The 12,054-nt window shown below is 65.4% G+C and carries 8 protein-coding genes; 6 read left to right on the top strand and 2 right to left on the bottom strand.

Going from position 1 to position 12,054, the window contains the following annotated elements:
• The first annotated feature begins 274 nt into the window (after positions 1–274).
• The 4 genes from CSQ85_RS08790 to CSQ85_RS08775 all read left to right on the top strand — a co-directional run bounded on the left by CSQ85_RS08790 (position 275) and on the right by CSQ85_RS08775 (position 6,173).
• The gene (locus CSQ85_RS08790) at positions 275–748 is read left to right on the top strand and encodes a MarR family winged helix-turn-helix transcriptional regulator (protein WP_150383730.1); all 474 of its coding nucleotides are present in this window, start codon (positions 275–277) and stop codon (positions 746–748) included.
• 525 nt (positions 749–1,273) lie between these two features.
• The gene (locus CSQ85_RS08785) at positions 1,274–3,100 is read left to right on the top strand and encodes an ABC transporter ATP-binding protein (RefSeq protein WP_150383729.1); all 1,827 of its coding nucleotides are present in this window, start codon (positions 1,274–1,276) and stop codon (positions 3,098–3,100) included.
• Positions 3,101–3,155: 55 nt separating this feature from the next.
• The gene (locus CSQ85_RS08780) at positions 3,156–5,003 is read left to right on the top strand and encodes an ABC transporter ATP-binding protein (protein ID WP_150383728.1); all 1,848 of its coding nucleotides are present in this window, start codon (positions 3,156–3,158) and stop codon (positions 5,001–5,003) included.
• A 183-nt stretch (positions 5,004–5,186) separates the two neighbouring features.
• Complete coding sequence (locus CSQ85_RS08775) at positions 5,187–6,173, top strand: hypothetical protein (RefSeq protein ID WP_150383727.1); 987 nt, start codon at positions 5,187–5,189, stop codon at positions 6,171–6,173.
• Here the strand turns inward: CSQ85_RS08775 and CSQ85_RS08770 are convergent.
• Complete coding sequence (locus tag CSQ85_RS08770; protein ID WP_150383726.1) at positions 6,154–7,347, bottom strand: FAD:protein FMN transferase; 1,194 nt, start codon at positions 7,345–7,347, stop codon at positions 6,154–6,156. The genes CSQ85_RS08775 and CSQ85_RS08770 overlap by 20 nt on opposite strands.
• A 502-nt stretch (positions 7,348–7,849) precedes the next feature.
• Between CSQ85_RS08770 and CSQ85_RS08765 the strand changes: the two genes are divergently transcribed.
• Positions 7,850–9,223: an MFS transporter gene (locus tag CSQ85_RS08765; RefSeq protein WP_150383738.1), complete on the top strand. Its 1,374-nt coding sequence runs from the start codon at positions 7,850–7,852 to the stop codon at positions 9,221–9,223.
• 14 nt (positions 9,224–9,237) lie between these two features.
• Here the strand turns inward: CSQ85_RS08765 and CSQ85_RS08760 are convergent, their stop codons facing one another.
• On the bottom strand, positions 9,238–10,410 hold the full coding sequence (locus CSQ85_RS08760) for a LacI family DNA-binding transcriptional regulator (protein WP_190972971.1): 1,173 nt from the start codon (positions 10,408–10,410) through the stop codon (positions 9,238–9,240).
• Positions 10,411–10,615: 205 nt separating this feature from the next.
• On the opposite strand from CSQ85_RS08760, the gene CSQ85_RS08755 reads away from it, so the two are divergent.
• The gene (locus CSQ85_RS08755; RefSeq protein WP_150383724.1) at positions 10,616–11,941 is read left to right on the top strand and encodes an ABC transporter substrate-binding protein; all 1,326 of its coding nucleotides are present in this window, start codon (positions 10,616–10,618) and stop codon (positions 11,939–11,941) included.
• Positions 11,942–12,054: the final 113 nt, after the last annotated feature.

The following is a 12,054-nucleotide window of genomic DNA, read 5'->3' as shown; positions in this document are numbered from 1 at the left end:
CGACCGCCATACCCCGCACGCCATGGCCGCCTGCCACGAGGCGTCCGATCCTATAGGGGCGGGCGAAATGCGCTCGTGCAGGGCGGTCATATAGGATCGGGCGAGAAATGGGGCGGCGTGGGGGTCGAAACATCCGATCCCGTAGGATCGGGCGGTTTGGATAGCTCTGGGGGAGAGTTGTTTATAGTGTGAGGTAATGTATAGGGGATTAATCAGGCCGGTGACGCTGCCGGTCTGTCGGAATATGTACGGGATGGATGAGCCGGAGGCATGTATGGGGTTCGAGCAGGAGGCATACGACGAGTTGGTCGCCAAGGTGTGGTGCCGCAGGTCGGACATGCAGCGCGAGGTGACGCGCGGCTCGCACGGTGAGCATTTCATCATCCGCCAGCTCGCGGTTCGTGGCGTGATGACCCCCTCGCAGATCGCCGACTCCCTGCGCGTGAGCTCCGGCCGCGTGTCCACCGTGCTGTCCGCGCTGGAGAAAAAGGGCATGGTCATACGTGAGCCCGATCCCGACGACCGCCGCGTCGTGCATGTGCGGCTGACCGACGCCGGGCGGGAGACCGCGCGGCGCGATATGGAGGAGATGCGTTCGGCGGTGTGCTGGATCTTCTCGCAGATGGGGGAGCGACGTACGCGCGAGTTCGTCGACCTCTCGCGCGAGTTCATAACCTACATGTCGATCTGCCACCCGGGCGAGCCGCGCCCCACCGCCGACGAGGTGCGTAAGGCGTTCGAGCAGTAGGCGGGTGGTGTTCCTCTGGCTCCCCTTGTCAGGGGAGCTGGCCCGCGAAGCGGGTCTGAGGGGTAGTCGGGCGGAGGGGATGTTGGTGGTTGGTTCTCCCGTCTGGCTCCCTCTGTGGGGGCTGGCCCGCGAAGCGAACAGCGAGAGCTGTTTGCAGGCAACGTGCGAGCCGATAGGCGGGCCGCAGCGCATCTGTAATTACGGGACTGGCTGTCAGCGTAGCCGACTGGGGGAGAGGCGTGGCGCGAATCCGCTGTCTGCGGATGTCTTGTCAGGACACGCCCAGAATCGCGTGTAATATCTCTGGGTGTAAGTAATTTAATACTCAGAACTATTTCGGAGGGCTGGTGCGCACGATCGGAACGTTCTGACCGGAGTCTGAGGCGGCATGTGTGGGATGACCGCCGTCAACCCGCCTAGGTCCGGCCCGTACCCGATCCGATCCGGTTCGCAACTCAACCCACAGCCCATAACTCAACTCAGCCCATAACTCAACTCAATCCAACCCAAACAGGGGGAATGCCAATGCTTCGCATCATGAAATACCTCTCCAAAGCGGAGGTCGGGCAGATGCTCATCGCCCTGGTGACCATCGTCGGACAGGTCTACTTCGACCTGAAGCTGCCCGATTACATGTCCGACATCACCACGCTCGTCGAGACACCGGGCAGCGAGATGGCCGACATCTGGATCGCCGGCGGCAAGATGCTGTTCGTCTCGCTCGGCTCGGTCGCCTGCGCAGTCGTCACCGGCTTCATCGCCGCGCGCGTCGCCGCCAGCTTCGGCCAGCGCCTGCGATCGCTCGAATTCCGTAAGGTCGAATCGTTCGGCCCCGCCGAGATGGGCCGCTTCTCGACCGCAAGCCTCATCACCCGCTCGACCAACGACATCACGCAGATCCAGATGTTCATCACGATGGGCCTCCAGCTCATCGTCAAATCGCCGATCATGGCGGTCTGGGCGATCGCCAAGATCGCGGGCGACGGCATGGAATGGACGCTCGCCACGGCGGTCGCGGTCGTCGTGCTGCTCGTCACCATCGTCATCCTCATGGCGCTCGTCATGCCGAAGTTCAGGGCGATGCAGGCCCTGACCGACAACATCAACCTCGTGGCGCGCGAGAACCTCACCGGCCTGAGGGTCGTGCGCGCGTACAACGCCGAGGACTATCAGGAATCCAAGTTCACCAAGGCCAACAAGGACCTCACCGACACGCAGCTGTTCACCAACCGCGCGATGGCCATCATGATGCCGCTCATGAACAGCGTGATGAACGGCCTGATGCTCGCCGTCTACTGGATCGGCGCGTACCTCATCGACGCGGCCGCCCTGACCGACAAGCTCACCGTGTTCTCCAACATGGTCGTCTTCTCCAGCTATTCCGTGCAGGTCATCATGAGCTTCCTGCTCATGAGCATGGTGTTCGTGCTCTGGCCGCGCGCCGACGTGTCCGCGCAGCGCGTGATGGAGGTGCTGAACACCGATCCGATCGTCAAGGACGGATCTGGCGTCGCGCGTGAATCGACCGCCGACGACGTTGTTTCCCGTGAAACATCGCACGCCGGCGACGTCGCTCGCGGCGAGACCCGCGGCGAGGTCGAGTTCCGCGACGTGAGCTTCACCTACCCCGAATCGCGCGAGCCGATGCTCGAGCACATCTCGTTCAAGGCGATGCGCGGCCAGACCGTCGCGTTCATCGGCTCGACCGGCTCCGGCAAGTCGACCCTCATCAACCTCGTGCCGCGCTTCTACGACGCGACCCACGGCCAGGTGCTCGTCGACGGCGTCGACGTGCGCGACTACACGCTCAAGGACCTGCGCGACCGCATCGGCTACGTACCTCAGCGCTCCGTGCTGTTCAAGGGCACCGTCGCGGGGAACATCAGCTACGGCGACGAGACGCACGACGGACTCGACGTCGGCGACACCGCCCGCATCCGCGAGGCCGCCGACGTCGCGCAGGCCACGGAATTCGTCGAACGCATGGATGCCGGCTTCGACTCGCCGATCGCGCAGGGCGGATCGAACGTGTCCGGCGGTCAGAAGCAGCGCCTGTCCATCGCCCGCGCCGTCTACCGCGACCCGGAGATCCTGATCTTCGACGACTCGTTCAGCGCGCTCGACTTCAAGACCGACCGCGAGGTGCGCGACGCGCTCGCGACCCACGCGAAGGACGCGACCAAGCTCATCGTCGCCCAACGCATCGGCACGATCATGAACGCCGACCTCATCGTCGTGCTCGACGAGGGGCGCGTTGTCGGCGAAGGCACGCATCGCGAATTGCTCGAGAACTGCGAGGTCTACCGCCAGATCGCCCTGTCCCAGCTCGGCCAGACCGAGCTGACCGCCTGACGCCGCGATAGACGAATCACCGGAATCACCCGAATCGAAACGAAAGGACTTCACCATGCCAAAAGGAATGGGACACGGCGGGCCGGGACGCGGCCCCGTCGAGAAACCGCAGAACTTCGGCGAAACCATGGGCAAGCTCGTGCGCTTCTGCCGCAACTACGTACCCGTCGTCATCATCGCGCTGGTGCTCGGCGCGGCCGGCACGATCGGCCAGATCATCGGACCGGACAAGCTCAAGGACATGACCAACGAGATCGCCAAGGGCCTGCCCGCGATGGTCCACGGCAGGCCGGTCATGGGCGCCGTCGACTTCGACGCGGTCTCGCGCATCGGCTTCACGCTCATCGCCCTGTACGCCGGGTACGCGATCCTGAACTACATCCAGAGCTGGCTCATGGCATCCGTCACCCAGCGCACCGCACAGCGGCTGCGCGAACGGATCAGCGTCAAGATCAACAAGCTGCCGCTGAGCTACTTCGACAAGGTCAGCTATGGCGACGTGCTCTCGCGCATCACCAACGACGTCGACGCGATCGGCCAGACCCTCGGCCAGTCGCTCGGATCGCTCATCACATCGGTCACGCTGTTCGTCGGCGCGCTCGTCATGATGTTCTACAACAACGTGATCATGGCGCTCGCCGCGATCGGCTCCAGCCTCATCGGACTGGTGCTGATGATGGTGATCATGAAGGCGTCGCAACGCTACTTTGCCCGCCAACAGGCGGCGCTCGGCGACGTCAACGGACACGTCGAGGAGATGTACTCCGGCCACCTCATCGTCAAGGCGTACAACGGCGAGGACGACTCGATCGAACGCTTCGAGCGGTACAACGCCGACCTGTACGACTCCGGCTGGAAGTCGCAGTTCCTCTCCGGGCTCATGATGCCGCTCATGATGTTCGTCGGCAACCTTGGCTACGTCGTCGTGTGCGTCGTCGGCGCCGCGCTCGCGATGAACGGATCAATCGAATTCGGCGTGATCGTCGCGTTCATGATGTACGTGCGACTGTTCACGCAGCCGCTCAGCCAGTTCGCGCAAGCGTTCCAGAACCTCCAGCGCTGCGCCGCCGCGTCCGAGCGCGTGTTCGGCTTCCTTGAGGAGCCGGAGATGGCCGACGAATCGGCCAAGCCCGCGCTGCTCGGCACGAAGCACGCGGGTGGGCGCGAGGTGAGGGGCGACGTCGAATTCGACCACGTGCGCTTCGAATACGAACCCGACAAGCCGATCATCCACGATTTCTCCGCATCCGTGAAGGCCGGCCAGAAGGTCGCGATCGTCGGCCCGACCGGCGCCGGCAAGACCACGATGGTCAACCTTCTCATGCGCTTCTACGAGATCGCGGGCGGGCGCATCGCGATCGACGGCGTCGACACCGCGAGGGTGCCGCGCTGGAACGTGCACGAACAGTTCTCGATGGTGCTGCAGGACACCTGGGTGTTCCACGGCACCGTGCGCGAGAACATCGCCTACGCCAAGCCCGGAGTCACGGACCGGCAGATCGAGGAGGCGTGCAAGGCGGTCGGCCTGCACCACTACATCATGTCCCTGCCGGACGGCTACGACACCGTGCTCGACGAGAACACGTCCCTGTCCGCCGGGCAGAAGCAGCTGCTGACCATCGCCCGCGCGATGGTGCAGGACGCGCCGATCCTGATCCTCGACGAGGCGACATCCTCGGTCGACACGCGCACCGAGGAACTCATCCAGAAGGCGATGGACGCGCTCACCGTCGGACGCACCTCGTTCGTGATCGCCCACCGCCTCTCCACGATCCGCGACGCCGACATGATCCTCGTCATGAACCACGGCGACGTGATCGAGCGCGGCACCCACGAGCAGCTGCTCGAGGCGGGCGGCTTCTACGCCGACCTCTACAACAGCCAGTTCGCGCTCGCGGGCTGAGCCGAGCGAGGGCAGGATTGAGTCCGGCCGTAGGGCCGGTCCGTGATTGCAGGGGCCGGAGGCGAGCCGCGGGCCGTGAGGCGTTCGGTGCATGATCCGGGGTAGATTCGATGGTGGACGGGCCGTCGTCGACCGGCGGCCCGGGCGCAGGGACATCGGGTCGCAGGAAGGGGCGTACCGGTCATGAACATTCCGATTCTCCTCGTCACCATTGTGTTCGGGGTCCTGGTGATCGTCGCGGCCGTCGCGGCCGTGGTGGTCGCCGTGGCGGGCAATAGGAGACTCAGGCGGTCCGATCGGAGAGCTGGGCGGGCCGATGCGGCCGACGACGATCCCGCGCGCAAGGTCGTGTTTTCGAAGGAGACGACCGACGCGGACACGGGGGAGACGGTGCTCACCGTCGTCACGGCCGATGGGATGACGACCGTGACCCGCACGACGGCCGACGGACGCACCACGGAGATGCACACGAGGGCCGATCTGCCCGAAGGTTCCCTGGAGGGGTTGGCGCGGTCGGTCGGCGCCGAATACCTGCAGCATATGGGCAGCAACGCGCTGTACTGGCGGATGAAGGAGATGAAGGACCGGTCGGATGACGCGGGATCGTCTCGCGTGCTTGAGATGGAGAATGGCGGGGTCGCCGGTTTCGGGTTCGCCGGCATCACTGGCTTCATCGGGAACGACGACGAGCTCGCGCGAACGGCCGCGGCGCATCGCATCTGGCTGCCGGGCGCCCTCGATCGTATCGGTCATTTCGGTACGCGCATGATCGACGACTACATGCGTGGCGGCACCGCGTACGGCACGCTGAGCGCGTACACGTTCCGCCGCGATCGCGACCAGTTCGAGGCGGCGTCGCTGACCGCCGAGGATGCGTACGCCTTCGTCTACGACATGTGCCGGTTCGGCCGGTTCGGTTCATCGGGGATACCGGCCGAACCGGGGATGGTGGACGATTCGGAGATTCCGCAATGGCGCGAGGACATGGCCGCGCTTGCGAAGGCCGCCGAGGCGACCGGCGAGCAGGACATCGATCGGTCCGATGTACAGGACGACTTCGGCAACGCGCATCACCTGATCATCATCAAAGCGGAAATGTCCCTGTCCTACGCGACATACATCGCGCTCTACCGCGCCTTCGCCCGCTGCGTTAGCCGCGTTCCCCGGTGAAGAAATCGCCGGGGAAGCCGGCTGATCGCACGGCGGTGCGGTCGGAGTTGAGGACAGCGCACTCGAACGCCGCGTAATCAGGGGTCGCGACGCGCGTGGTGTTGGATTTGGAGGCTATGACGCGCGCGGTGCTGGGCGGAGCATTGTACGAGGTGCTGTTGCGGTAGGTGGTGCCTTGTGCTGTGCTGCGGTGGATGCCTTGCGAGTCGCCTCGTGAAGCCGTGTATGCGGCCAGCCGTTCGTGCAGCTGGTTCGGGGGCGTGGTGAACAGGGCCGTGGCCACGCCGTCGGCGAGCGCGGTGGGATACGGCTGGTTGGCGTCCACGTACACCCATGTGGCGGCGACGTCGTGCTCGGGCAGGCCGTCGACGGCGTTGAGCAGGTGATGGAGCCGGTGGCCGGCTGCCTCCCAGTGGCGTCGGCTGGGGGCGCTCGCGCAGAACGCGCCCGCGTCAACCCGCGCGGTGCCGACTGCGTTCTCGGTGTTGGCTGGGTCCTCGAGCGCGATGGTCAGCGGTTGGTCGGGGGATTGGATGAGCAGGTCCCCGCCCGCGTCGATGACGTAAGGATCGGGGCCTGGGCCGGAGGTGATGCCATCGGTGCTCTCCATGAACCGCTGCGCGATGAGGTCGACGAGATAGCCCTTGCCGCATGCGCCGAAGTCGAGCACCACCGGGTGGCGGGTGATGAGCGTCGTGCCGTGTCGCTCCACGTCCTCGCGCCAGGTCGCGCGCCCGTGCGCCGCACCGAGATTCCATCCGGTTGCGGGCGCGAGCGCGTCGGGGGAAAGATGGAACGAGTACCGCGCGTCGTAGCCCAGTCGGATCAGGTCCTCGCCGATGCATGGGTCGATCGCGCCGTCGGTGGCGTGGACGAGTGCATCGTACAGGTCGAAGAGCGGACCGGCCCAGTCGGGGAAGTCGAACGAGCCGCCGTGTGCCGCGCGGCGCATTTCGTCGACGAGCGAGTGCATGCGGAAGCGGGAGAGCGCCTGTTCGTACTCGTCGATGAGGATGTCGATCGCGTCGTAGTTCGAGATGCCGTGATTCTCCGCGGAGGACGAGCCTCCGACCACGAAGCCGTCCGGGTCGAGCGGCGACTGGATCAGCAGTCCGGTGCCGAGCGCGTGAGGGAAGGCCATTGTGTGCGGTACGGGCGAGGCGGGTGTGCTCATACGTCTCATCGTAAGGGGTTGGCGCCAGAACGCAGCCATCGTTTGGTGAATAGTTGAAGCCGCTTGCGCAGTCGGAAGCCACGCTTGGCGCATAGGTCGAGTACAGAACGGTTTGCCGGAATTGCAGAGTGCTGGAATTCCGCGGTTTTTCAACGCTCCGGACGGTAGGAAACGGCGGTTGTACCGGAACCTCCCGCCAAGCGGCGTCGTTGACTGCGCAAGCGACGTGTCTATATACCAAGTGTGGTTTTCGATTGCGCAGACATAGGCTCCGAACGACCATGCTACGATTGACACTGTGTCAACTCGAGGTGTCGGAGCAAGGGTGCGCGGCGGCCGGTGCAACGGCCGGTGTATGCCGTATGCAGGTAATTGGTCCTGCCGACACGACGATAATCGGACACGTCGGAAAACACGTCACGGAGGTGTGGTGATGAACGATAAGACGGTGACGGCAGTGAAGCCCGTCGCGGCGACCGGTACAGACGATGAGGTCGGTGCAATGAGGGAGCCGCGCGTCAAGGATCTGCCGGGCGCCAGGATCTGGGCGTTTGCGGTCGGGCAGTTCGGCTGGGCGCTGCTGAGCGGCATCATCTCGAACTGGCTTGTCTACTTCTACCAGCCGGACAATGAGACCATCGCGCAGGGGCAGACCGTGTTCGTGCCGCAGGGCCTCGCGATCCTCGGCGTCGTGACCGTCGTCGGCGGCATCACCGCGTTCGCGCGCTTCTTCGACGCGTTCGTCGACCCGGCCGTCGCCTCGCTGTCCGACCGGTGCGACGCGCGATCCGGCCGTCGCATGCCGTTCCTCAAATTCGCCGCCGCCCCGCTCGCGCTTGTCACCGTGCTCGTGTTCTGGAGCCCGGTGAACGGCACGAGCTGGGTGAACGCCGCCGTCCTGTTCGTCACCGTGATCGGCTACTACATCGCGCTCACGTTCTACTGCACGCCGTACAACGCGCTGATCGCCGAGCTCGGTCACGATTCGAAGCAGCAGCTCGCGATCTCCACGGCGATCTCGTTCACCTGGGTCGCCGGCACCGCGGTCGCGTATGTCGCGCCGGTCATCTGGGGCGGGTTCGTCGGCCCGTTCGGCCGTGTCGGCGCGATCCGCCTGACGTTCACGATCATGGCGGTCGTCGCCTGCCTGTGCATGCTCGTGCCGCCGCTGACGATCAACGAGCGTGACTACGTCGATTCGAAGCCGACCTCCGAGTCGACCGTCGAATCGCTCAAACAGACCTTCTCTGACGGCGAGTTCCGCAAGTTCGTGTGCTCCGACGTGGTCTACTGGGTGGCGATCACCACGTTCCAGACCGGTCTGCCGTTCTTCGTGACGAGTCTGTTGAAGCTCCCCGAGACCACGACGACCATCTACTTCGTGCTGATGACCGGCGTGTCGGTGCTGTTCTACGTGCCGGTCAACGTCCTCGCGAACCGCGCGGGCAAGAAGCGACCGCTGCTCGCCGCGTTCGTGATCTTCACCTGCGCGTTCGCGTTCGCCGGCGCGCTCGGCTCGGGCGCGGTGTCGTTCATCCCGCCGATGGCGCAGGGCCTGATCCTGTCGGTCGCGGGTGCGATCCCGATGGCCGCGTTCGGCATCCTGCCGCAGGCGATCGTCGCGAACATCGCCGACGCGAGCTCGAAGACCACCGGCCAGGACCGTCAGGGCATGTTCTACGCGGCGCGCACGTTCGCGATGAAGATGGGTCAATCCGTGGCGATGCTGCTGTTCACCGGCGTCTCGACGATCGGCATGGCCTCCGGCGCCGGCTACCGCATCGCCGCCGTGTGCGCCGCGGTGCTGTGCGCGATCGGCGGCGTGGTCTTCGCCTTCTACGACGAGCGCAAGGTGCTCGCCGTGCTGGAGGGCTGACGGCCGGCAGCCGGCTATGCGGCGTGCTGACGGCCGGCGGTGGATTCGCGGACGCGCAACGTGAACGGCGCGGTGTCGACGGTGATCGGGTCGTCGGCGTTCGGCGCGTCGCCTGACGGGGAGGACGCCGGCGCGTTCACGTCGTACGCGCCTCCTGCGCTCTGGCGTCCGGTGCCGCGTCGTTCCAGCTGTTCCATCAGCCGGTCGACGATGGTCTCCGCCATCGCGGGCATGTCGATGTCGATCGTCGACAGCGACGGCGTGGCGATCGCGCCGTACGTCGTGCCGTCGAACCCGATGACCTTGACGTCCTCCGGCACCTTGAGTCCCCTGTCCGCGAGTCCGCGGATCGCCCCGAGCGCCACCACGTCGGACATGCCGAACACGCCGTCGAAGCGTTCCCCGGCGTCGATGAGGTCGTGGATCGCCTGTCGCGCCTGGTCGTAGGTCCATTCGACGGGCGCGCACAGCGGGGCGTCGATCGGGGCACCGGCATCCCGTACGGCCCGCATCGCCCCCGCCAGCCGCAGACCGCCGACGGTCCGGGGCGTTCCGTTGTCGGGGGAGTCACCGCGTCCGGCGGCGTCGCCCTTTCGTCCATCCCCATCATCCGCGATCATGGAAGTCGCATCGGCCCCCGCTCCGAGGATCAGCGGCCGTCGCACGCCGGTCGACAGCAGATGCGCGACCGCCTGCCGCGCCCCCTCGTAGTTCGGCGTGTTCACCGTGGACGCCTGCGGGTGCGGCGCGCAGGCGTCGATGAGGATGAGCGGCCGTTGCTGCGCGAGACGTTGCGCCTCGGCGTCGTCGAGCTTCGGCGTGGCGAGGATGAGGCCGTCGCAGAACAGGCTGTTGGCCGGGGTCATCGCGGACTTCTCGTTCTCGGCCGAATACAGCGACTGCCGTATCAGCGTCTGCATGCCGTGCCGGTCCGCCGCGCGCGACACCTCCTTGGCGAGTTCGCCGTAGAAGGGTGAGTCGAGGTCCTGCACGATGAATTCGATGATGTTGTTGCGCCCCGAACTCAGCGCGCGGGCGGCCAGATTGGTCTGGTAGTTGAGCTCGTTCGCTGTGCGGATGATGCGTTCGCGCACGGCCTCGCTGACGTTCGATTTGCCGCGCAGCGCGTTCGAAACCGTCATTTTCGAGACGCCGGCGGCGTGCGCGATGTCCAGTAAGGTGACCATGCCCATCTCCCTGATGCGGATGCCGTCACGTCACGTCACGTCGTGTCGCGTGTCGCGTGTCGCGGCGTGGTGTGCGTATTTGACAACTTCAGTGTACCGGTATACTCTTGGGTTTACCGGTAAGTGTACCGGTAAACATAAACGACATGGAAGACGGAAGGCAGCCGATCCCGAGCGGTTGTGCATGGAAGCAAAGGAGCGTCATATGTCCATGGGGATGTCGATGAGGAAGTTGGCCGCAGCCGGTCTCGCGGCGGCGACGTTGTTGTCGGTGGCCGCGTGCGGCGGCCAGTCCGCGTCCAACACCGCGGGAGGTTCCGCGGACGGCGGCAAGACCGAGATCACGGTGTGGGCGTGGGAGCCGCTCATCTCCAAGACCGTCGAGGGCTTCGAGAAGGAGAACCCGGACATCACGGTCAAGGTGGTCAACGCCGGCACCAACAACGACGAGTACACCGCGCTGTCCAACGCGGTCAACGCCGGATCGGGCGCCCCGGACCTCGTCCAGCTCGACTACAACGCGGTCCCGCAGTTCGCCTACTCCGACGCGCTCGAGGACCTGAGCCAGTACGGCGGCGACAAGATCCTCGACAAGTTCACCACCGGCGCGCAGGCCGGCGTCACCGTGGACGGCAAGATGTACGGCATGCCGATGGGCACCGGCCCGATGGCGCTGTTCTACAACAAGGAGATCTTCGACAAGGCCGGCGTCACCGAGGCGCCGAAGAGCTGGGACGAGTACTACGAGGCGGCCAAGAAGATCCACGCGCTCGGCTCCGACTACTACATCACCTCCGATTCGGGCGACGCCGGCTTCGCGATGTCGATGATCTGGCTCGCCGGCGGCCAGCCCTTCAAGGTGGACGGCAGCAAGGTTTCCATCGACCTGACCGGCGACTCCGGTGTGAAGGCGTTCGCGCAGTTCTGGCAGAAGATGATCGACGAGGATCTGATCGACACCAAGACCGCCGGCTGGTCCGACGACTGGTACAAGTCCCTCAACACCGGCCACATCGCCTCGCTGATGACCGGCGCTTGGATGCCGATCACCCTTGAGGGCAGCGTCACCGACGCCGCCGGCAAGTACCGCGTGGCCAACACCCCGACCCCGGACGGCTCGGCTGTGAACTCCGAGAACGGCGGCGGCGCGCTCGCCGTGGTCAAGGGCTCGAAGAACGCCGAGGCCGCCTACAAGTTCGCCGAATACGTCGGCCTCGGCGGCGGCAACAAGACCTTCACCGAAGGCGGCAGCTTCCCGCCCGACACCGCCACCCTCGAGGAGTCCTCCTTCACCGACAAGACCAGCGACTACTTCGGTGGCCAGAAGGTCAACGAGGTGCTCGCCGAAGGCGCCAAGAACGTCAAGGAATCCTTCACCTTCCTGCCGTTCCAGGTGTACGGCAACTCCATCTACGCCGACACCGTCGGCAAGGCCTTCAGCGGCGACGGCACGCTGATGGACGGCTTCAAGGACTGGCAGAACAAGCTCGTCGAGTACGGCGACGGTCAGGGCTTCGAAGTGAACAAGTGATCCACTGACTCAGACTTCGCGCTCGCGGGCGTACCGCTGACCGGCGAGCGCGACCGACCGAAAGCGCACGGCTCTCTACTCCTTCCTTGGGCCGTGCGCTTTTTGTTTGATTG

Source organism: Bifidobacterium rousetti (assembly GCF_008698235.1).
GTDB classification, from domain to species: Bacteria; Actinomycetota; Actinomycetes; order Actinomycetales; family Bifidobacteriaceae; genus Bifidobacterium; species Bifidobacterium rousetti.
The sequence above is the reverse complement of the archived record's forward strand: the minus strand, read 5'-3'. Positions and strand labels throughout refer to the sequence as shown.